The sequence below is a fragment of the Desulfococcus multivorans genome (genome assembly GCF_001854245.1).
Lineage (GTDB): Bacteria > Desulfobacterota > Desulfobacteria > Desulfobacterales > Desulfococcaceae > Desulfococcus > Desulfococcus multivorans.
This window is the reverse complement of sequence record NZ_CP015381.1, coordinates 3,109,893-3,131,107: the sequence shown is the minus strand read 5'-3', so window position 1 is coordinate 3,131,107 and position 21,215 is coordinate 3,109,893. Positions and strand designations below refer to the sequence as shown.

Here is a 21,215-nt window from a genome sequence, read left to right as displayed (position 1 = left end):
GATATGTATCGAAAAAAATATCACATTCATTTTGTAGGCATCGGCGGTATCGGCATGAGCGGCATTGCCGAACTATTGTTGAATCTTGGATATCGCGTTTCGGGATCCGATCAGAAGATGTCCGATATCACGGACCGCCTCAGGGCTCTCGGCGGATCGATCTATGAAGGACATGCCGAACATCAGATCGAGGCGGCCGACGTGGTTGTGATCTCCTCCGCCGTAGGTGCGGACAATCCCGAGGTTCGGGCTGCCGTCAAATCTGCAATTCCGGTAATTCCAAGGGCGGAAATGCTCGCGGAACTGATGCGCTTGAAATACAGCGTGGCCGTCGCCGGCGCCCATGGAAAGACCACAACGACCTCGATCATTTCTTCGGTGCTGGCGGGAGGCGGTCTTGATCCCACGGTGGTTATCGGCGGGAAGCTCAAGAGTATCGGCACCAACGCTCGGATGGGGCGGGGAGACTTTATCGTCGCCGAGGCGGACGAGAGTGACGGCTCTTTCCTGAAGATGTCGCCGACTATTGCCGTTGTGACCAATATTGATCGAGAACATCTCGATTTTTATAAAGATATAGAAGATATCAAGGACAGTTTCGCGAATTTTATCGATCGGATTCCGTTTTACGGACTCGCGGTACTGTGTCTCGACAACGCGTTTGTGCAGGACCTGCTTCCAAGAATCAAGAAGCGTTACACCACCTACGGTATGACTATCCAGGCGGATTTTCAGGCTCGGAATGTGGTGATCGAAGGGATGAAAAGCCGATTTTCCATTCACCATCTCGGTCGGCTGTTGGGGGAAATCCAACTGAACCTTCCCGGACGTCACAATGTCCTCAACGCCACCGCGAGCGTAGCCGTGGGAATGGAACTGAACATTCCCTTCGGTGTCATCAAAGCGGCTCTGGAGAGCATTGAAGGGGTTCAGCGTCGACTGGAGATCAAGGGAGAGGCCTGCGGCGTCACCGTGGTGGATGATTACGGCCATCACCCTACCGAGATCAAGACCACCCTTCAGGCCGCCCGCGACGCGTGGCCGGACAGGCGACTCGTCGTAGTCTTTCAACCTCATCGGTACACCCGGACCCAGGCGCTGTTCAACGAGTTCACCCGCGCTTTCTACCAGTCGGATCTGCTGATGGTGCTCCCGATATACAGCGCAGGCGAACGTCCCATCGAAGGTGTCGATGCCGGAGCGCTTTTCGAAGGTATTCGCATGCACGGTCACAAGGAGGTTTTCCTTGGGGAAGACACGGGCGCGGCACTGGCAAAGCTGATGAAGATGCTGGCGCCGGCGGATGTGCTGTTGACCCTTGGCGCAGGGGATGTCTGGCGAATCGGCGAAACAATCCTGGAAAGACTGAGAAGTGCGTCCGGCAGCTGAGTTTCGGTCTGGATATTGCGACGCGCCAATCGGGAATACTGATTTTTCAGGCGAATACGGCAATCTGACTTCCGCCGACCCTTCTTCAAACACCCCGTTCCACGACAATCCGCCATTGCGATGGTGACGATATCAGCAGATTCAAGATCCTACTACGAAAGGTACGCGACATTTCATGAGCGGCAGCAATGACAACCGTCGGATCATTCCACGTCTGTTCGTCCTCCTCGTATTGAGTGTGCTTTTTCTGTTATTTTATAAGGAACTGACCGAATGGCATTATTTCGAGACGCAACGGATACGGATTATCGGCAATCAACGGGTTTCGGAAGAGGCGGTTCTCATCCAGGCCGGCGTCGAAAAAGGAACCAACCTGGTGGCGCTCAACCTGTCAGCGGTGCGGAAAAGGCTGTTGGCACACCCCTGGATTGAGGAGGCGCAGGTGGAATGGCGAGTGCCTTCCACCCTCAGCATCCAAATCAAGGAACAGGAACCGCTGGCGCTATTTGAGATCGAGCGCAAATACGTCGTGAATGTTCACGGAAAAATTTTCAAGGTGTGGGATGGAACGGAACCGAGTGGTCTCCCACTGGTGGAAGGGCTCAAGTTTTCAGATCTTGGAATTTCCGGCACGTTACACAGTATTCCTTTCAATACGGTGATGAATGTGTTACTGTCCGGAAAAACAAGCGATTGTGTCATTCCGAATGAAAGGGTTCAACGGGTTGTCGTAGACAGGGAGCTTGGTCTTACGCTTTTCATCGACCCAAGCGAAAAACTTTTAAATATCAAAGAAATATACATAGGCTACGAAGATTACGCCGGTAAGTACGAACGACTTCGAAATCTGTTGAGCTATTTTGAAAATCAGCGGAACGGCATAACGGTTCATTCCGTGAACCTTAACGATCCGGACCGTATTGTCATCGCCCCTGAATATGATGAATCCCTGGACGAAGATGATGTGAACGAGGATGATAAAGAGGAGGTTTGAGGTGCAGACCCAGGAAGAGATTGTCGTCGGGTTGGATATCGGAACAACGAAAATTTGTGCGGTGGTTGGCGAAGTCTCTGGAAACGATATTAATATCATTGGCATCGGCAATCATCCATCGATCGGTTTGCGGAAGGGGGTCGTCGTCAATATCGAATCCACCGTAGAGTCCATAAAAAAAGCGGTCGAAGATGCCGAACTGATGGCGGGCTGTGAAATATCCTCGGTGTATGCCGGTATTGCGGGAGGGCACATCAACGGGTTCAACAGTCGTGGAATCATCGCCATCAAAGGCTCCACGGAGATTACGCAGCAGGATGTGGATCGCGTGATCGACGCTGCGCGGGCCGTGGCGATTCCTATGGACCGCGAAGTGATTCACGTTCTGCCGCAGGAATTCATCGTGGACGATCAGGCGGGTATTATGAATCCGGTAGGTATGTCGGCCGCACGCCTGGAGGCCAAAATTCATATCGTCACCGGCGCCGTCACCTCCGCGCACAACATTGTCAAGTGTGCCAACCGGGCGGGGCTCGATGTCAGCGACATCGTGCTGGAATCCCTGGCGTCCAGCGAGGCGGTCCTGACCGAGGACGAGAAGGAGTTGGGCAGCGCCATCCTGGACATGGGGGGTGGGACAACGGATCTGGCTATTTTTCAGGGTAAAAACATCAAGCACACCTTCGTTCTCTCCCTGGGAGGGAACAACCTGACCAATGATATCGCCATCGGGCTCAGGGCTCCGCTTGCCGAAGCGGAGAAAATAAAGAAGAAATTCGGCACATGCTCTACCCGGGGTATTCGACGGGATGATATCATCGAAGTGCCGGGCATGGGGGGACGAAGGCCGCGAAAGCTCTCGAAGCAGATACTGGCGGAGATTCTGGAGCCTCGGGCGGAGGAAATATTTAACCTTATACTCCAGGAGATCTATCGCGCCCGGGCGGAACATTACATCAATTCCGGTATTGTGTTGACCGGAGGGTCTTCCATGCTGGAAGGCATGGCCGAGGTCGCCGAGTCTGTGTTCGATCTTCCCGTTCGCCTTGGAAAGCCCAAAAATATCGGGGGGCTTGTCGATGTCGTCAACAATCCGATGTATGCTACGGGGGTCGGTTTGGTGCTTTTCGGCGCCAAGAACCGGGGGGCCAACAAATTCAGAATCAGGGACAGCAACATTTTCAACCGCGTTATGCAGCGGATGAAGAAATGGTTTAAAGACATCATTTGATCCAAACGAGACCATGCTGCAGTTTATTTAACAAGAGTTCATATACCTTAGGAGGTAGGAGCCGATGTTCAATTATGTCGAAAACGACGAAAAAACAGCAAAAATCAAGGTAATCGGTGTTGGGGGAGCGGGTGGTAACGCGGTCAACAACATGATCGATTCCGACCTTCGCGGTGTCAATTTTATCGTGGCCAATACCGATCTTCAGGCCCTGGATCTTTCCAAAGCGCCGCTTAAAATCCAGATCGGCGATAAACTGACGGAAGGCCTGGGCGCCGGCGCCAACCCTCAGATCGGCCGCGAAGCTGCATTGGAAAACGCCGAAGCCATCCGAAATGCCTTGAAAGACAGTCATATGGTATTTATTACCGCCGGTTTCGGCGGCGGAACGGGAACCGGTGCTGCGCCGGTGATCGCCGAGATCTGCAAGGAATTGGGCGCACTGACGGTCGCCGTGGTTTCAAAACCGTTTTCCTTTGAAGGCCGAAAGAGGCTGCACCAGGCCGAGGAGGGACTCGATTTCATCCGGGAGGTCGCCGATACGGTGATCACGATTCCCAACGACCGTCTGAGAGGTTTAGCCTCCAAGAACGCCACCATGATCGAGATGTTTCGAAGAGCTGATGAGGTTCTTCTCCACTCCGTCAAGGGCATCACCGACCTGATCCTGATGCCGGGATTGGTCAACCTCGATTTTGCCGATGTGAAGACTACCATGGAGAAAGCCGGCATGGCCATCATGGGCATCGGGGTTGCATCGGGTGAGAACCGCGCCATCGAGGCCGCCGAGAGGGCCATTTCCCATCCGTTGCTGGAAGATCTTTCCATCTCCGGCGCAAAGGGCGTTCTCATGAACATAACGAGCACCAGCGACCTGACCATGGAAGAGATGACCGAGGCGTCCGAGAGAATCTACAGCGAGGTTGGAGAGGATGCCGAAATCATCTGGGGAACCGTTGTCGACGAGTCTCTGGGTGATGAGATGCGGGTGACGGTGATTGCCACCGGCATCGGTGAAGAGCCTTCGTCGATGAGCAATCGTCGGCGCAACCCCAAGAATTATCAGAGTGCCAGAAGCGTCTCTCGTTCCGCTAAAAAAGAGGAATTCAAACGGCAACCTTATCGCTCCGCCCCCAAGGAGCGGGGATATGCGGATTATCCCCATGCCGTCGATTACGAGGAGCCTGCGTTTCTGCGCCAAAAGAAAACCGACAAAGATTCTGTTCGGGACACGGGATATGAGGCGTTCGACGATAAGGAGATGGATATCGACGATCTTGATATTCCGACCTTTTTGAGACGTAAAGCCGACTGACGGCGATAGTGGCGGCCGAGACGGACAAAACCAGGTTTTTTTACCGCGGAAAACCTGGTTTTTTATTTGTCGGATAATCGTTCGTACCGATACGGAGATGTTTTCCAGTGACCTTGCGAACAATATCTCGGCAGGATGCCGTTTTTGTTCCGATGTTTCGGCAAAGGTTTGTTGAATTCGAAATCCTATGACAAGAAGATCGAGAAAAACGGTTGTGGACATCATCGCCGGCGAAACCGGCACGATTCTGAAAAACTGGACCGGTCGACTCCGCGTGGCATTGGTCTATCCCAATACCTATTCGGTGGGCATGTCGAATCTGGGTTATCAGACGGTATACCGGTTGATCAACCAGCGTGAAAATGTGGTCTGCGAAAGAGTTTTCCTGCCGGATCGATCGGCAACCCAGGTCTTCCCCCGATCGATCGAGTCCGGACGTCCCCTCAGGGATTTCGACATCATCGCTTTCTCGATCTCCTTTGAGAGCGATTATTCCCATCTTCTGGAGATCCTTCAAACATCCGCTGTTCCATTGACCTCCCGTGAACGGTCGGCGGACGATCCCCTGGTGGCGGCCGGTGGGGTCGCCTGCATGCTGAATCCGGAGCCGCTCGCGGCATTTATCGATTGCTTTTTCATTGGGGAGGGAGAAGCGCTGATCGATCCGTTTTTCGACCGATTCGATCCGGAGAGGGATCGACGGGAGATGTTGAAAGTCCTGGCGCGGGAGGTTCCGGGCGTCTATGTCCCCATGTTTTATGAGGTTCAATACCATGAGGACGGCACGCTCCGGTCCTTCACCCCCGTGGAATCGGTTCCGGCCGCCATTGAAAGGGGATATGCCCGGGATCTCTCCAGTGCGGTAAGCTGCACCGCGATACTATCGCCCCATACAACCTTTGATCGGACTTATCTTATCGAGGTGGGGCGGGGATGCCCCCATGGATGCCGTTTCTGTGCGGCCGGGTATGTTTACAGGCCGCCGCGATTTCAGTCCCTGGAGCATCTGAAGGCCGCCATGGCCGCGGGCGTGGCGTTGACGGATAAGATTGGGCTCGTGGGGGCCGCGGTTTCGGATGTTCCGGGAATCTCATCCCTTTGTGCAGCCTATCGTGACGCCGATATTCGCATCTCATTCAGTTCCCTGAGGGCCGACGCCCTCTCGCCGGAGCTGTTGGAAACCCTCCGGCAGAGTCGGGTGAAAACGGCGACTATTGCCCCTGATGCGGGATCCGAGCGGATGAGACAGGTCATCAACAAGGGTGTTGACGAGGCGGCGGTGCTTTCGGCCGCAGAAACCCTTGTGGCCGAAGGGATTCCCAATCTCAAGCTCTATTTCATGGTGGGGCTGCCCACCGAGACGCCCGCGGATGTGGATGCGGTGGTGACGCTCTGTAAGCGCATCAAACATCGCTTTCTCGCGTCGAGTCGCACCCGGGGGCGGATGGGGGAGATTACCGTCAGCCTCAACTCGTTCGTGCCCAAACCCATGACCCCCTTTCAATGGGCGCCCATGGACGATCCGGAGATGTTGAAACGGAAGATCAAGCGGATAAAGGACGGTCTGAAACGGATTCCCAATATGAGGCTCCATCATGATGTCCCGCGACATGCCTACATACAGGCGCTGCTTTCCCGAGGTGATCGACGAGTGGCATCGATTTTGATGGGGGTGCTCCGAAACGGAGGGAACTGGGTCAAGACCCTCAAATCGTCTCCCGTGAACGCGGATTTTTTCGTTCTCAGGGCGCGAAAAACAGATGAAATACTGCCGTGGGATTTCATCGATCACGGCATTTCCAGGTCTTTTCTGGAAAATGAATACCATCTGGCCCTCAAAGGAAAAGCGTCCCCGCCGTGCCCAATGGCGGACGCCTGCCGTCTGTGCGGGGTCTGTACCTGATCCGGACTTCGGCAGTGGGTCTGTCCGGCCTTAAAGGATCAGAAAAAGGAGCACTGCAAAAAAAAGCATCACCGAGATGGGCAGCAGAATCAGGAATCCTTTCCTGTAATCAAAAGCGTCGTCCGTACCGGCATCCGGATTTGACGACGGTGCGGATTTTCCGATGCCCGCCGAATTGATGAATCGATCGATATCCCTCGCCATGACCCGTTGGCCGTTGGCAATAAGGATGTCGCGGCATTTCCGCAACTTTTCGGCGGCGTTTTTCTGCTGGCTTTCTAATGTCAGACGGCCGTCGGCAAAGAGATTCTTGATTTCGAGGAAGCGTTCATAGGCATCGTTGATTTCCTGCTGGTGTTTTTCGGCCAGCAGGGCCTCGCCTTCCTTTTGTTTTTCGATCTCCTGCCGGAGTTTTTGAAGCGTGACGTCAATGGCGGAAATGAATTTTTCGAGCGTTTCCCGTCGCTCCGTGTCGCCGATACTGCCAAAGATTTTGGCGTATCGCACTATGGCGGCTTTCTGCGCAATAAAGGATTCGGTGTTGGACAAGCTCACGGGCGTCACGGTATAGGTATGGAATATCGCGCCGGCATTGTCGATGAGAAGTTTGGAAGCCTTCCGTCCTTTTTCCGCGATGACCCTGTCAGCGTTCCGGAGTTCGTTTTCCAGGTGTTGGATCGCCGCTTTGAGACAGGGGCTTTCCCTGAATTCGACGCAACCGGATTCAATAGCCCTGAGATCTGCGTTGAGGGGGGCGAGCTGCATCAGGAATTCGATGGCATGTTTTTCGCTCCCCGAAGGTTTTTCGGCAATGTCTGCAACCGTCCGTCGGATATGCCGCACCGTATCCGCCAGGCGGTTGATCCCTTTTAATTTCTGGTGCTGTTCCTCGAAAATCGCCCGAACGCCGTTGATGATGTCTAACAGTTCCGTGTCCTTGAGCCCCATGATCGCTGCCGTGAATAAGGTCTCGAAGCGTTCCTTTTTCTTGATGTACTCTGAAAAGATTTCCGGCGAAACGCTGTCGGGAAAAAGATGAAGCTTTCCGCCTTCCCTGGACTGAAGATAAGTGACAAATATCGGATATAGAATGTCGGCGACGGCGTCGTTCTGATGGGCGGTGACAATCTGTCGATTGCGATGCTCGAATATATCACCGAGTTCCGCGAGATCTATCGATTTCGGTGTGCTGCCGATTCTGTAATTCAGTTCGGCCTGGACGGCGCGTGCCAGTTCGCCGCTGATTTTCTGATATTTTTTGTCGGGTTTCATCATGCGGGACGCCTTTTGATCAAATAGAACAGACCGATAGATTTTCAGGGCTCTGTTTGTTGGCGGACTTGCCGCTGGAGAACAGGGGCTTCACGGCAGTACTTCGATATAATACTGCTGTCGGGATTCGCGCACGGCGGCGTTCAATCTGCGGATGCGTTCCCCGTGGTTTGCGACCAGGATGTCGAGGCTTTTTTTCATGAAAGGGGAATAGCCTTTTGTCGCCAGTTTGACCAGGAGCTTTCGACCTTTGGCAAGCTCCCTGGTGTCGGCATTCAAGCGATGTTTACGATATTCCATGTCGTGAATCGTGGCCGTGGTCAGATCGGATAGGATTGCAACGGCATCGGAGATGGGATTGGATTCTGCATCGTGACGAATTTCCCGGTGGCAGGCGTCCTCATACCGGTGGATGTCTGAAAAGGTATCGTTGAGCTGTTCGATTTTTTTGTCTGTGCCGTTCAATTTGAGCAGGGTTGTCGGGCGCGCCGCTATCCGCTCCCGGACGACGGCCATAAAACGACCTGCCTGGACCACGGGGGGGACATTCTCGCGAAAAACCTGATGTATCTTAAGGGACTGCCTCAGGCTTTCCCGGATCAATCCGATTTCGTTTTCGATACTGAGAAGCAGTTCGATCTGATGTTTTCTCAGCATTCTGAAGTACAGCGGTGTCTTGTCGGCAACTGACGGTGTCCGCATCGCCCGGCCGTTCACGCAAAAATGGAAATTAGCGATACGACTGACGGCAAGGGTCGAACAGGTCTGAAGACGGGCCGCCTCGCGAAGTATGTTCTGAAAGGTTTCGTGTTGTTTTCCGCAGGAGGCGGCCTGGCGGTGCGCCGAAAGTCCGATTGGCAAATGCAGATGTTCCGGCGCGGCGACAAACGTATCCACTTCGGCAAGAAAGTTTTTGACATCGATCCCTTGAACGGCATCGACGATGTCCTGGAGGGTGACCTCTTCCATTCGGTATCCTGGAGTGGGGGAGAGATGACGGCGTCAACAGTCTCGTCAGCTGTTTTTGTTGATCAGTCTCTCGATTTCTTCGCGGTTGTCCTTGATTTGTTCAAGTCTCAGTTGGTCATTCCGACGGTAGACGTCTTCGGCATCCTTCAACGCATTGTATTCCATTTCCCATTGAGGGCCGGCGGTCATCTGGTCTCCCACGAGGGAGGCGTATCGGCCCAGAACCTTGTTTCCGTCTTCGATACTGTCAACGATCATGACCATCGACTGGGTGACCCGGGCAACACCTGAACATATCTGAGACACGTTTTCAACGGCCACTTTCATATGCTCGGCACCGGCGGCGAACTTGTCGACCATGTTAACGTGAAGATCGCCCCGTTCCTTGAAGTCGTTGATGAGCTTCCGGTAGCTTTTCAAGGCGTTCTGATACTTCACCCCCATGTCGATGTTGGTTTTGTACTTCAGCTCCATTCCCTGACTCTCCCTCAGGGCCATTTCAATGTGGTCCCTCACCTTTTCGACCTCGGCAAAGCGATCGTCGATCAGGGACATGGATTCGTGGATGGGGATCAGTTCCCTGAGCTGGTCCTCGAGTTCACGGCTGTGTTTGACCTGCTCGTTGTAGGCACGCCGGTCGGTGTGGATCTGATCCGTGAACGCGTCGTTGACCTCGGTCAGATTCCTGACGATGGTGTCGACCTCGACGACGGTCGATCGGAGCCCCTCGTTCAACCCCTTCAGGCTCTTGATATATTTTTCGATCATACCCCGGAATTCGGTGATCATGACCTCATCGGCAGTGCGTGGAACCTCCTTTTTCACGATTTCGTAGTCGGTGTAGGTCTCAATCTCCTGCTCTTTGAGACCGAGGGCCACCAGACTCTTGTCAATGAGATTGTATTTGACCGGTCTTTCACGTTCGACCGGGATTTTTTCCTCGATGATTTTGTTTGTTCTCGAGGCGATAATCTGCTTGATGCCGTCTTCGATCACCTTGATCTCGTCAACGACATTCTGCAAATTCTGGGCTTTGAAAGGGGAAGACGTCACTTCGGTATTCTGATAATAAGGTGCCGGGGGAGGGCGATGGCTCTGGGGAGCCTTTACGGTGTCTTCCGAGGCGGAAATCTCCGCATATTTCTGGATGATCTTGTTGAGTTTCCGATCGACGTCGGCGGCGCCGACGGCATCGTCGACAGTATTGTTCTCATGAGCTGTTTCCATAACACACTTTACCTCCTCGATTTTGCTATTGGGTATACACGAGACATCCGCTGCCGTCAACAGTAATGCTCCTGATGATCATCCTTATTTTACAAGCTATTACAGCTATTTCATAATTCAAGGAACGAAAAAATATCTTGAAACTTTTATTCTGCTGTGTTAGGCGATATCCGGTTTAAGACTACGCCCACTCTATAAAACCACAGATTTGTAACGATTTGAAAGGAAGTGACAAAGATGACCTCAAATGCAAGCAAGGAATTGAAGATGGCTTACGGCATCGCGATTGTGTTGCTGATCGTGGGTGTTTTAAGCTACACGGCGTTTTCGGCAAAAGCGCCGGACGAACCGCTCCGGATCGTTTTCACGGGTGCAGGGGGTAGCGTCGTGTTTGATCATGCCACCCACGCAGCCGGTTATGACCTTACCTGTACCGCTTGCCACCATCACCCACAGGATCCCGGTGAGGGTGCGGCAATGCTTGCATGCAAGGCCTGCCACGTCATTCCGGATGACGGATCGCTTCCGAAGGCTTGTCTGGATTGTCACGGAGAAGATGAAGTGGGGGTCGAGTCGGTGCCCAAACAGACGGATGCGTTTCATGCCCAATGTATCGACTGTCACAAGGAAATGGGCGCGGGTCCCGTGGAATGCGCCGCCTGCCACGGCTTGTAAGCCTGCGACGATGTACCTTGTCGGATGTAGAGTCCTTTCACCTTAAAAAAGGCTAAAAAAGGGTTGGAGTATGCTGAATACATCATTTTTTGCGAAGAAGCCCCGGTTCGAATACGAGACGGGCGGAAGCACGCCGGCGGAATCCGAGAGCATCCCGATGCCGGATAGGGCGACTTTTTTTCTGAAGAAACCCCTGGACGGCAAGACAGCGATCTCGATCAAGATCGGCGACCGGGTCAAGACCGGGCAGAAGATTTGCCCCTTTCCGGAGACCGACATCTATGCCATCTCCTCCGTGACCGGAACCATCTCTTCCATCACGCCATATACGGGCGATTACGGCCAGGTTTATACCGCCGTATCCGTGATTACGGAAGACAAGGACGATTTTGACGACGGTTTTGCCGCCGCTATCGACGCCGAGGGGATAGAAGCCGCGAAAGCCTACCTTGGCGCCATTCCCGGCGTTCCCGCGACGGACATTTTTTCCAGTACCGATTCTCCCATCGATACCATCGTCATTTGCGGGGTTGAAAAGGATCTGTTGATGGCCACCAATCAGTTCGTGTTGAAGACGAATGTCGCTTTCATGAACGCCGGTATCAGCGCTCTCAAGAAGATCACCGGTGTTCATAAGGTCGTCATCGCACTTCCTCAGAGCCTGATGGCGGATGCCGGCGGCGTCGGCGGAGCGTCCGGCGTCGAGTTGAGGGTGATTGATACGGCATATCCCGCCGCTCTTCCCCGAATGATCATGAAGAATATTATCGGCAAGCCCGTACCGGCCGACAAAACCTGTGAAGATCTGGGTGTCTCCTTCGTCACCGCCGAAGCGGTTGTATCCATCGGGAGAGCGGTTCAGGAGCGGAAGCTCCCTGTCACCAAAACCTTCACCCTGATCAACAAAGATATGAGCAAACGGATGGTCAGCGCCAGAATCGGAACGCCGATGAGCGACATCTTCAAGGCTTTCGACATCACGCTTCTGGAAAAGGACCGCGTCGTCGTCGGCGGCCCTATGACCGGCGCCGCCATTTACGCCGAGGATCATCCCGTGTGCCCCGATACCGATGCCCTGATGATTCAGGACAGCAAGGATATTCCCATGGTGGCCGACACGCCCTGTATCAACTGCGGAGAATGCGTACGGATCTGCCCTGCGGACATACCGGTCAACATGCTGGTTCGATTTCTGGAAGCCAGACAATATGAAGACGCAGCGGACATGTACGATCTCTATTCTTGCGTCGAGTGCGGTCTGTGCAGTTTTGTCTGTGTATCGAAGATACCGATTTTTCAATATATCAGGCTTGCGAAATACGAACTGGACAGGATTCGCAAGGAGGAGGAGGCCGCGAATGTTTAATCAGAAAAAATTTGTCGTTTCCCACGCGCCGTTCTGGCATAACGGCAGCAATATCACCGGGAGAAGCTATAGTATCCTGCTTGCCGCCCTGCCGGCCGTGTTTATCAGCATCTATTTCTATGGATGGTCCGTCATCGGCATCATAGCCCTGTCCATCTCATCCGCCATGTTGTGGGAAGCGGCTTACAACCGCGTTGCCCGTCAGCCGGAAACCATCGTCGACGGCAATGCCGCCCTGATCGGTCTGATGTTTGCCATGTTGTTGCCGCCGACTCTGCCGTGGTGGATAGTGGTTGTGGGGACTTTTTTTGCGGTCATCGTGGGTAAACAGATTTACGGCGGCATTGGCGGGAATCCGTTCAACCCGGCCGTGCTGGCGTTCGCGATTCTGACGGTTTCCTGGCCGGATTATCTCAATTTCAGCGCCGCAGTGGCTCATTATGATGTTGATTTTTCCGTATTCTATCCATTGGCTGCGGTCAAACATGCCGGGCTCCACACCGATCTGTTCAGCGTGAAGGAAGTGGCGGCCTCCTACAACGCCATGGATCTGCTGCTGGGAAAACAGCTGGGCGGCATCGGAGCTACTTTTGGCATTGCCCTGATTCTAGGCGGACTTGTGCTCATTATCCGCGGTTTCATCCGTTGGGAAATTCCGGTTTCGTTTCTCGCAGGGGTATTTTTGACGGCTATGATGTTTTATGCGGTAGATCCTTCCCGGTATGCCTCTCCGGTCTTTCACCTCCTGACCGGATATACGCTGTTCGGGGCTTTTTTCCTGGCTACTGAAGACTCGTCGTCGCCGGTTAATTTCATTCCGATGCTGATCTACGGCGCCCTCGGCGGTGTGATGACCGTTCTGATCCGAAATATCGGTATTTATGCCGACGGCGTGATTTATGCCATACTGGTCATCAACCTCGTAAACCCGCTTCTGGATAAAATCAGACCCAAAGCGCTAGGAAAGGTGGTTTAACGATGCGAGATATGATTAAAATGGTTGTCGTGCTGACGGCTCTGGCCGCCTTTTCCGGAGGACTGCTGGCTGCTGTTCGGGATAACACCAAGGACCAAATCGAGAATCAGCAGCTGACGTTCGTCAAGGGTCCTGCCCTGAAGAGTATTTTCAAGGATGCCTCCAACGATCCGATTTCAGATCGTTTTAAAATCACAGACGGCGATGTTGAACGAAGTATTTTTGTCGGCGTCATTGACGGTAAGCCCAAAGCGGTTGCTCTGGAAAGCTACGGCAAGGGCTATGGTGGCGACGTCGGCCTGATGGTGGGCATCGACATGGAATCCGATACCATTCTGGGCGCCGGAGTGACGACCCATGCGGAAACCCCCGGCATGGGGGCGAAGGCCAAAGAGGACCCGGGCTTTGCTGAACAGTTCAAGGGTGCATCGGTCAAGGACCCGGTTAAAATAACGGGTGACGGTGGAAGCATCAACGCCATCAGCGGTGCGACAATCACCTCCCGCGCCGTGTGTGCTGCGGCCACGGATGTCGGGGCGATCTATACCCGGCTGAAGCCCCAGATTGAGGAAAACCTTAAAGCCTTAAACAAATAGAGGGAGAGAATACCGATGGCCAAGTCAATCGCTCAAGAATTTGTCAAGGGATTGTGGGACGAGATACCGCCGTTTCGGCTGGTCCTCGGCCTCTGTCCTGCCCTAGCCGTTACCAAATCGGTTGAAAACGGCATCGGCATGGGGCTGGCGACGACCTTCGTGCTCGTGGGCTCCAACCTGCTGGTATCCATGTTGCGAAAGGTTATTCCTTCCAAGGTCCGCATCGCATGCTTTATCATTGTGATCGCCACCTTCGTCACTGTTGTCGAACTGCTCATGCAGGCTTTCACCTATCCACTGTTTTTGAAGCTGGGTATCTTCATTCCGCTCATCGTTGTCAACTGCATTGTTCTCGGGCGTTCAGAAGCCTTTGCCGCCAAGAATCCGGTACTCCCATCCATGGCGGACGGCCTCGGAATCGGTATCGGGTTTACTCTGGCCCTGGGGGCGTTGGGCGCCGTACGGGAAATTCTGGGCTATGGGACCGTTTTGGGATACGATGTGTTCGGTCCTTCCTATGAGCCGTTTTCCTTCATGGTTGAGGCCCCTGGCGCTTTTGTCGGTCTTGGACTGATGCTCTGTCTCATGAACCTGGTTGGAAAAAAATAGGAGAAGATAGATGGGTGACTATATCGTCCTTGCCGTAAGCTGTATCCTCGTCAACAATATTCTCTTGGCCCAATATCTGGGGAACTGCCCGTTTATGGGAACCTCCAAGAAGATGGAAACGGCGGTGGGAATGGCCATGGCCGTCGTGTTCGTCCTCGTGATGGCCGGCGTTATCACCTGGATCGTGGATACCTACGTTCTCAAACAATTTGAGCTGGAATATCTTAGAACCATATCCTTTATCGTGGTCATCGCATCCTTGGTTCAGTTCGTGGAGATGTTTCTGAAAAAAAGTATTCCGGCCCTATATGCGGGTCTTGGCATATTTCTGCCCCTGATCACCACCAACTGTGCGGTAATGGGTGTCTGTCTGATCAATATTAATGAAGAATACACCTTTATGCAGGCGCTGGTCGCGTCCTTTGCCTACGCGGTAGGCTTCGGCCTGGCCCTCGTGCTGTTTGCCGGCGTGCGTGAGCGAATTCTCCTGGCAAGGGTTCCTAAGCCGCTTCAGGACACCTCCATTGCCCTGGTGACGGCGGGGATTCTTTCCCTGACATTTTTCGCCTTCAAGGGAATGGTTTAACGGCAGGTTTCCGCCTGGCAGATTATTCCAGCGGAAAAGGCTGAAACGGAGTTATATAGAGGAGTAAACATCGTGACGGAAGCTATTTTAGTCATGTTGGGATTCGGTGCCGTATGCGGCACGGTTCTAAGCCTTGCGTCAAAAATCTTTTATGTCTATGAAGATCCTCGCATCGCCGAGGTCGAAGCCAATCTCGCGGGCGCCAACTGCGGCGGTTGCGGATATGCCGGATGCTCGGCGGCGGCCGCCGCCGTCGTATCGGGGAAAGCGCCTCCCAACGTCTGCATTGTCTCCGGTCCCGAGCTCGTTGCGAACGTCGCTAAGGTGATGGGCATGGACGTCGGTACGGCGGAGCCGCTCAAGTCGCTCAACACCTGCGACGGCGGATTCCGTGCGGATGACAAATTTCATTATATGGGCGTTCAGACCTGCGCGGCCGTATCGACGATGTATGGGGGTAAACGCGAATGCCGGGTCGGATGCCTCGGCTACGGAGACTGCGTACGCTCCTGTAAATTTGACGCGATCCACATGGGGCCCGACGGATTTCCCATCGTCGATGAGATTAAATGCGTGGGATGCGGTGCTTGTGAAAAGGCGTGCCCCAAGAGCATTCTTACGGTGAGGACCCTGTCCCAGCGGCTGCTCGATATCAACAAAACCGAGGACGCTCTGGCGCCCTGTCAGCAGACCTGCCCTGCGGAAATCGATATTCCGATGTATATCGAGTGTATCACCAAAGGGGATTACGAAGGCGCCGTTCATACCCTGCGGCTGAGAAATCCCCTGATTCTTACCTGCGGGCGGGTTTGTCCCCATCCCTGTGAGGATTACTGCCGCAGGGGTATCGAAGATGAACCGGTATCCATCAACCAGCTGAAACGATTCGTAGCCGACTTCGAGATGAATTCCGGCACGCGCTTTCCCATCAGCTGCGCACCTGAAACCGGCAAAAAGGTTGCCGTTATCGGCGGCGGCCCCGCAGGGCTCAGCTGTGCTTTCTTTCTGAAGCGGGTGGGGCACGACGTGACCATTTTCGAGGCGATGCCCCATCTGGGCGGTATGGTCCGTTACGGTATCCCAGAATATCGGCTTCCCAAAAAGACACTGGATTGGGAAATTCAAGGCATCCTCAATCTCGGCATAGAAGCCCGTACGAACATGCGATTCGGCAGGGACTTCAACATGGGAACACTCAGCTACGAAGGCTTTGACGCGGTATTTTTCGGCATTGGTGCCTGGAGCGATTACACCCTGGGTATCAAGGGCGAGGACGCTTCGGGCGTCTATACCGGTATAAATTTTCTCTCACGGTTTGCCGGAGGGGAAAAAATTCCCATCGGTAAAAAATGCGTTGTCGTCGGCGGCGGCAATACCGCCATCGATTGTGTTCGCACATTGGTCAGGCTCGGCGCGGAAGAGGTGACCCTTCTGTATCGGAGGACCCGGAAGGAGATGCCGGCCAATGTCGTGGAGATCGAAGCTGCCGAGCATGAAGGCGTGAAATATCATTTTCTGGCGGCACCCACCAGGGTCGTGAGCGACGAGAGCGGGAATGCGACCCATCTGGAATATCTCAAGATGGAACTGGGTGAACCCGATGCCAGCGGTCGTCGTCGTCCGGTGCCTGTCGAAGGATCGGAAACCCTGATCGAGGCGGATATGATCATCAGCGCCATTGGACAGCGCCCGGATGTTTCATTCAAGGAGGACGCCAAGTCTCTCGAAGATCTCGTCATCACGCGGTGGAATACCCTTGACAACGATCCCATAACCCTGCAATGCAGTATTCCCAAGATATTCACCGGCGGCGACTCCGCTACGGGTGCATCCCTGGTAGTCTCGGCCATTGGCGGTGGGCGACGGGCGGCTCGGTCCATTCATCAATATCTGATGGGCGAATCGGTCAAACCCCCGGAGAACGTTCTTTTCAAGACGCATATTCCGGAATCGCTGTTCGAGCATGTGGACGGGGTGATTCCCAGCGAGAGGGCCAGGATGCCGGAGTTGCCGGTGGCCACCCGGATCAAAACCTTCGAGGAGGTGGATTTGGTGCTGCCGGAAGAGGCTGCTCTCAAAGAGGCGTCCCGGTGCATGAACTGTTGTAGATTGTGTTACAATAAAGATACCCGGAAAAAAGCCGCATAAGCGTCGGCAATCGAAAACGTTTAGCATCTGAAAGGCCGTTCCCGAGTCTCAGACTCGGGAACGGCCTTTTGCATGGCGGACAGTGGTGGTGAGAGATGAAGAAACTATGCCTTTATCAGGGGCTCTATATCCAATCAGGATGATACGTCGGTATAAGCCTTCCTGAGAGCACATATCAGTTCAAGCATATCTGGGGGAGGCGGCGCGCTGAAGCATATATCAGCGCCGCTTTCAGGGTGTTTGAAGCGAATTTTCAACGCATGCAGCATCTGTCGGCGGATGGGTTGAATCAAACGGCGGACTTTTGGCGAGTGGTTACCCCAATTTGAGGAGCTGTAGATCGGATCCCCGATAACGGGATGATGGATGGCGGAAAAATGGACGCGAATTTGATGGGTGCGACCGGTCAGCAGGTCCACCTCGAGGAGGGACGCTTCGGCAAGATGCTCGAGACGCCGCCATCGGGTCAAAGCGTGTCTTCCGGATCCCATGGTGACTGCCATTTTTTTTCGGTTAGACGGGTGACGGGCAATAGGGCGGTCAATGCTTCCCGAATCTGTCGCCATATGATCGTGTACTAAAACCAGGTACTTTTTCCCGACCCTTCGGGATTTGAACTGAGCGGACAGGTCGGTGTGGGCGTCGGCGGTTTTGGCAACAACCAGGAGGCCGGTCGTATCCTTATCCAGGCGGTGGACGATACCGGGACGAACTTCTCCGCCGATCCCCGGTAGATCCGGACAATGGTGGAGCAGAGCGTTAACGAGAGTCCCGGAGGAATGTCCCGGCGCCGGATGCACCACCATGCCGGCGGGTTTGTTCAGAACGATCAGGAAGTCGTCCTGATAAATGATATCCAGTGGAATGGGCTCAGGAGGAATATGGGCCGGCTCCGGCGGCGGAATTCGGGCGAGAATTTCGTCGCCTGGGCGAAGCCGATGACTGGGCTTTGCCTTCCGTTGAAAAAGCGTGATCCGCCCCGTGCGGATAAGCTGGGCGGCGTAGGAACGAGAACAGTCCGGAAGAATCGTCCCCAGAAAGGCGTCGAGCCGAAGACCGGCGGACTGGTCATCGACGATGATCCGGTACTCATCGACAGTATCGATCATAGAGGGAGGATGCGCAGAGGTCAGGAGATAAAAAGAGATTCGATTTCGGTAAGAATCGTCTGTTCGTCGGTTTCTTTAGCCGTGGAGAGTTCCTTGACCAGCAATATCTGGGCCGTATCGTAGAGCTTGCGTTCTCCAAAGGAGAGATCTTTTGACATTTTCAGGAGGAAAAGATCCCGATACACCTCAGCGACCTCATAGAGAGATCCAGTTTTAATCTTTTCCATGTACTCCCGGTATCGACGATTCCAGGTCTGGTTGTCCAGGGGACTTTCCTGGCGATCGGACATGACCTTGTAGATATCGGGAATTTCAGTCTTGCTGATGACGTCACGCAAGCCGACGGACTCGACGTTCCAAGTCGGAATCATGATCACCATATCGTTCTCAAGAACCTTCATAATATAAAAATCATGGGTTTCGCCGCCCACAACCTTGCTCTCAATAGATTCGATGCGCCCGACTCCGTGAGCGGGATAGACCGCCAGATCGCCGACCTGGAATCGACGCCGCTTGCCGTTGTGTGGCGAATTGCTTTCGGTATGATTCTTGGCCTTTTTTTCGTTCATTCCACCACCAGTATAAGATATTAAAAACACACCTCATCGACCGGCAGGATAACGTCTTTAAATCAAACTGAGGTCGCTGAGGCTATTCGGTATGAGAATAAATTTTTCATTTTATATCATACATATAAAAAACAAGCAAACAAAAAAGGATTGGCGCCGAATGGGGGCGCCAATCCTTTTGAGTATTCAGTGTTGCTTAGCTATGTGCGGATCCATAAGATCCGCTCCGGAAAATCTGATCCGGTTATCGCGGTCAAACCTACATCAGGAAAGGCACCATCAGCAGCGCGACAACGTTGAGAATCTTGATCATCGGGTTGACAGCCGGTCCGGCGGTGTCTTTGTATGGATCGCCGACGGTGTCACCGGTAACGGCAGCCTTGTGAGCATCGGAGCCCTTGCCGCCGAGATGACCGTCTTCAATGTATTTTTTGGCGTTATCCCATGCAGCGCCGCCGGTGGTCATGGAGAGTGCCACGAAAACGCCGGTGACGATGGAGCCGATGAGAAGACCGCCGAGGGCGACCTTGCCAAGGATGAAGCCGACCAGGAGCGGAGCGACGACCGGCAGAAGAGCGGGAACCAGCATCTCCTTGAGGGCGAACTTGGTGACGATGTCGACGCAGGCGCCGTAATCAGGTTTGGCGGTGCCTTCCATGATGCCCGGGATTTCGCGGAACTGACGACGCACTTCATCGACGACCGCGCCGCCGGCATTGCCGACAGCCTTCATGGCGATGGAGGCGAACAGGTAGGGCAGCAGACCGCCGATGAAAAGACCGATGATGACGTTGACGTCGGAAAGATCGAACTTGATCGCTTTTTCAGCGCCTTGAATCGTGAACTCCATAACGTAGGCGGAAAAGAGCACCAGAGCGGCCAGACCGGCGGAGCCGATGGCGTAACCCTTGGTAACGGCCTTGGTGGTGTTTCCAACGGCGTCCAGCGGGTCGGTGACGGCGCGGACGCTGTCATCCATTCCGGCCATCTCGGCGATGCCGCCGGCGTTGTCGGTGATGGGACCGTAAGCGTCAATGGCGATGACCATGCCGGTCATGGAAAGCATGGACATGGCGGCCATGGCGATGCCGTAAAGCCCGCCGAAGCGATGCGCAAGGAAAATGGCCAGGCAGATGGTCAGCACCGGAGCCGCAGTCGCCTGCATGGAGACGGCGAGACCGGAGATGATGTTGGTGCCGTGACCGGTGGTGGAGGCTTCGGCGATGGCTTTCACCGGGCCGTAAATGCCGGTGTAGTATTCAGTGATGATAACGATGATGACGGTCAGGAGCAGACCGATCAGCGTACAGTAATAGAGGTTCATGGCAGAAATGCCGGGAATGTCGGCCATGAACTTGGCACAGGCGTAGTAAAATGCCACGGCTGCGATGATAGCGGATCCGAACATTCCTTTATACAGCGCACCCATGATGTATTCGCTTTTGCCGAGGCGAACGAAGAATACCGCGATCATCGAGGCGATGATGGAAATGGCGCCAAGGATCAGTGGGAACTCGGTAGCCATCGGATTTTTCGGGAACAGCAGGTGGCCGATCAGCATGGCCGCAACCGCCGTGACCGCATAGGTCTCGAAGAGGTCGGCGGCCATACCGGCACAGTCGCCGACGTTGTCCCCGACGTTGTCGGCGATGGTCGCGGGGTTTCTCGGATCGTCCTCGGGAATGCCCGCCTCGACCTTGCCCACCAAGTCAGCGCCGACATCGGCGCCCTTGGTGAAGATGCCGCCGCCGAGCCGTGCGAAGATGGAGATGAGACTGCCGCCGAAGCCCAGGGCTACCAGGGCAATGACGTCATGGGTGAAGTAGTAGTAACCGGAGACAGAGGTCAGGGCGAGACCGGCCACGATCATGCCGGTAACGGAACCGCCTTTGAAAGCCATGGCCAACCCGGCGGCCAGACCCTTTTTGGCGGCTTCGGCGGTTCTGACGTTGGCCAGAACGGAAACTCTCATGCCGATATAACCCGCGCAGAAGGAGGCCACCGCGCCGATAAGAAAACCCAGGGCGGTTTTGACGCCCATGGTGGCAAAAATAACGCCAAAAATGATGATGCCGGCAATGCCCATGCTTTTCATCTGCCGGTTGAGGTAGGCGATCGCACCTTCCTGGATGGCTCCGGCAATTGCTTGCATTTTCTCATTTCCTGCGGGGGCACCCTTTACGATTCCTGCCAACACGATGGCAAAAACGATTCCGAGCGCTCCGACCAGTGTGCATGTCAGGGCCACATTGTTCGATACAAATTCCATTTTACCTCCATC

At 54.2% G+C, this 21,215-nt stretch carries 18 protein-coding genes; 12 read left to right on the top strand and 6 right to left on the bottom strand.

What is annotated here, in order from left to right; all coding sequences use genetic code 11:
• Positions 1-3 precede the first annotated feature (3 nt).
• The 5 genes from murC to dmul_RS13615 all read left to right on the top strand — a co-directional run bounded on the left by murC (position 4) and on the right by dmul_RS13615 (position 6,832).
• Entirely contained in the window at positions 4-1,389 is a 1,386-nt protein-coding gene (murC, locus tag dmul_RS13635) for a UDP-N-acetylmuramate--L-alanine ligase (RefSeq protein ID WP_020878538.1), read from the top strand.
• Positions 1,390-1,564: 175 nt separating this feature from the next.
• Positions 1,565-2,383 carry a cell division protein FtsQ/DivIB gene (locus dmul_RS13630; protein ID WP_020878537.1) on the top strand — a complete coding sequence of 273 codons (819 nt, stop codon included), beginning with the start codon at positions 1,565-1,567 and terminating at the stop codon, positions 2,381-2,383.
• A 1-nt stretch (position 2,384) separates the two neighbouring features.
• Positions 2,385-3,614, top strand: coding sequence for a cell division protein FtsA (ftsA, locus tag dmul_RS13625; RefSeq protein WP_020878536.1), 1,230 nt, complete (start codon positions 2,385-2,387; stop codon positions 3,612-3,614).
• A 64-nt stretch (positions 3,615-3,678) separates the two neighbouring features.
• Positions 3,679-4,929 carry a cell division protein FtsZ gene (gene ftsZ, locus dmul_RS13620; protein ID WP_020878535.1) on the top strand — a complete coding sequence of 417 codons (1,251 nt, stop codon included), beginning with the start codon at positions 3,679-3,681 and terminating at the stop codon, positions 4,927-4,929.
• A 187-nt stretch (positions 4,930-5,116) separates the two neighbouring features.
• Positions 5,117-6,832, top strand: a complete 1,716-nt coding sequence (locus dmul_RS13615; RefSeq protein ID WP_040416623.1) for a TIGR03960 family B12-binding radical SAM protein — start codon at positions 5,117-5,119, stop codon at positions 6,830-6,832.
• A gap of 30 nt (positions 6,833-6,862) precedes the next feature.
• Here dmul_RS13615 and dmul_RS13610 read toward each other — a convergent pair whose 3' ends face one another.
• The 3 genes from dmul_RS13610 to dmul_RS13600 form a co-directional block, all read right to left on the bottom strand.
• Positions 6,863-8,107, bottom strand: a complete 1,245-nt coding sequence (locus dmul_RS13610; protein ID WP_020878533.1) for a hypothetical protein — start codon at positions 8,105-8,107, stop codon at positions 6,863-6,865.
• Positions 8,108-8,194: 87 nt separating this feature from the next.
• The gene (locus dmul_RS13605; protein WP_020878532.1) at positions 8,195-9,073 is read right to left on the bottom strand and encodes a hypothetical protein; all 879 of its coding nucleotides are present in this window, start codon (positions 9,071-9,073) and stop codon (positions 8,195-8,197) included.
• Positions 9,074-9,118: 45 nt separating this feature from the next.
• Positions 9,119-10,300 (bottom strand): hypothetical protein, encoded by a 1,182-nt coding sequence (locus tag dmul_RS13600; RefSeq protein WP_040416622.1) that lies wholly within the window; start codon positions 10,298-10,300, stop codon positions 9,119-9,121.
• A 237-nt stretch (positions 10,301-10,537) separates the two neighbouring features.
• Between dmul_RS13600 and dmul_RS13595 the strand changes: the two genes are divergently transcribed.
• From dmul_RS13595 to dmul_RS13565, 7 genes are all read left to right on the top strand, one after another.
• A complete protein-coding gene (locus dmul_RS13595) occupies positions 10,538-10,975 on the top strand; it encodes a cytochrome c3 family protein (RefSeq protein ID WP_020878530.1) in 438 nt (145 codons plus the stop codon).
• Between the two features lie 70 nt (positions 10,976-11,045).
• Positions 11,046-12,341 (top strand): 4Fe-4S dicluster domain-containing protein, encoded by a 1,296-nt coding sequence (locus tag dmul_RS13590; protein WP_020878529.1) that lies wholly within the window; start codon positions 11,046-11,048, stop codon positions 12,339-12,341.
• Positions 12,334-13,317, top strand: a complete 984-nt coding sequence (locus dmul_RS13585) for an RnfABCDGE type electron transport complex subunit D (RefSeq protein ID WP_020878528.1) — start codon at positions 12,334-12,336, stop codon at positions 13,315-13,317. The genes dmul_RS13590 and dmul_RS13585 overlap by 8 nt, the downstream gene beginning before the upstream one ends.
• A 2-nt stretch (positions 13,318-13,319) precedes the next feature.
• Positions 13,320-13,913, top strand: coding sequence for an RnfABCDGE type electron transport complex subunit G (gene rnfG / locus dmul_RS13580; protein ID WP_020878527.1), 594 nt, complete (start codon positions 13,320-13,322; stop codon positions 13,911-13,913).
• A gap of 15 nt (positions 13,914-13,928) precedes the next feature.
• Complete coding sequence (gene rsxE, locus dmul_RS13575; protein ID WP_020878526.1) at positions 13,929-14,522, top strand: electron transport complex subunit RsxE; 594 nt, start codon at positions 13,929-13,931, stop codon at positions 14,520-14,522.
• A 10-nt stretch (positions 14,523-14,532) separates the two neighbouring features.
• Complete coding sequence (rsxA, locus tag dmul_RS13570) at positions 14,533-15,108, top strand: electron transport complex subunit RsxA (protein WP_020878525.1); 576 nt, start codon at positions 14,533-14,535, stop codon at positions 15,106-15,108.
• Positions 15,109-15,180: 72 nt separating this feature from the next.
• Positions 15,181-17,256 (top strand): FAD-dependent oxidoreductase, encoded by a 2,076-nt coding sequence (locus dmul_RS13565; RefSeq protein WP_020878524.1) that lies wholly within the window; start codon positions 15,181-15,183, stop codon positions 17,254-17,256.
• 134 nt (positions 17,257-17,390) lie between these two features.
• Here the strand turns inward: dmul_RS13565 and dmul_RS13560 are convergent, their stop codons facing one another.
• The 3 genes from dmul_RS13560 to dmul_RS13550 all read right to left on the bottom strand — a co-directional run bounded on the left by dmul_RS13560 (position 17,391) and on the right by dmul_RS13550 (position 21,203).
• Positions 17,391-18,365 carry an RluA family pseudouridine synthase gene (locus tag dmul_RS13560; RefSeq protein ID WP_020878523.1) on the bottom strand — a complete coding sequence of 325 codons (975 nt, stop codon included), beginning with the start codon at positions 18,363-18,365 and terminating at the stop codon, positions 17,391-17,393.
• Between the two features lie 20 nt (positions 18,366-18,385).
• Complete coding sequence (locus tag dmul_RS13555; protein ID WP_020878522.1) at positions 18,386-18,934, bottom strand: CarD family transcriptional regulator; 549 nt, start codon at positions 18,932-18,934, stop codon at positions 18,386-18,388.
• Positions 18,935-19,193: 259 nt separating this feature from the next.
• Entirely contained in the window at positions 19,194-21,203 is a 2,010-nt protein-coding gene (locus tag dmul_RS13550; protein WP_020878521.1) for a sodium-translocating pyrophosphatase, read from the bottom strand.
• Positions 21,204-21,215 lie beyond the last annotated feature (12 nt).

Excerpts from the sequence above, each read along its gene's own strand:
- dmul_RS13600 (WP_040416622.1), bottom strand. The coding sequence starts at position 10,300 with ATGGAAACAGCTCATGAGAACAATACTGTCGACGATGCCGTCGGCGCC.
- rsxE (WP_020878526.1), top strand. The coding sequence starts at position 13,929 with ATGGCCAAGTCAATCGCTCAAGAATTTGTCAAGGGATTGTGGGACGAG.
- dmul_RS13595 (WP_020878530.1), top strand. The coding sequence starts at position 10,538 with ATGACCTCAAATGCAAGCAAGGAATTGAAGATGGCTTACGGCATCGCG.
- dmul_RS13605 (WP_020878532.1), bottom strand. The coding sequence starts at position 9,073 with ATGGAAGAGGTCACCCTCCAGGACATCGTCGATGCCGTTCAAGGGATC.
- ftsZ (WP_020878535.1), top strand. The coding sequence starts at position 3,679 with ATGTTCAATTATGTCGAAAACGACGAAAAAACAGCAAAAATCAAGGTA.
- rsxA (WP_020878525.1), top strand. The coding sequence starts at position 14,533 with ATGGGTGACTATATCGTCCTTGCCGTAAGCTGTATCCTCGTCAACAAT.
- dmul_RS13615 (WP_040416623.1), top strand. The coding sequence starts at position 5,117 with ATGACAAGAAGATCGAGAAAAACGGTTGTGGACATCATCGCCGGCGAA.
- dmul_RS13560 (WP_020878523.1), bottom strand. The coding sequence starts at position 18,365 with ATGATCGATACTGTCGATGAGTACCGGATCATCGTCGATGACCAGTCC.
- dmul_RS13630 (WP_020878537.1), top strand. The coding sequence starts at position 1,565 with ATGAGCGGCAGCAATGACAACCGTCGGATCATTCCACGTCTGTTCGTC.
- dmul_RS13555 (WP_020878522.1), bottom strand. The coding sequence starts at position 18,934 with ATGAACGAAAAAAAGGCCAAGAATCATACCGAAAGCAATTCGCCACAC.
- dmul_RS13590 (WP_020878529.1), top strand. The coding sequence starts at position 11,046 with ATGCTGAATACATCATTTTTTGCGAAGAAGCCCCGGTTCGAATACGAG.
- dmul_RS13585 (WP_020878528.1), top strand. The coding sequence starts at position 12,334 with ATGTTTAATCAGAAAAAATTTGTCGTTTCCCACGCGCCGTTCTGGCAT.
- rnfG (WP_020878527.1), top strand. The coding sequence starts at position 13,320 with ATGCGAGATATGATTAAAATGGTTGTCGTGCTGACGGCTCTGGCCGCC.
- dmul_RS13550 (WP_020878521.1), bottom strand. The coding sequence starts at position 21,203 with ATGGAATTTGTATCGAACAATGTGGCCCTGACATGCACACTGGTCGGA.
- dmul_RS13610 (WP_020878533.1), bottom strand. The coding sequence starts at position 8,107 with ATGATGAAACCCGACAAAAAATATCAGAAAATCAGCGGCGAACTGGCA.
- murC (WP_020878538.1), top strand. The coding sequence starts at position 4 with ATGTATCGAAAAAAATATCACATTCATTTTGTAGGCATCGGCGGTATC.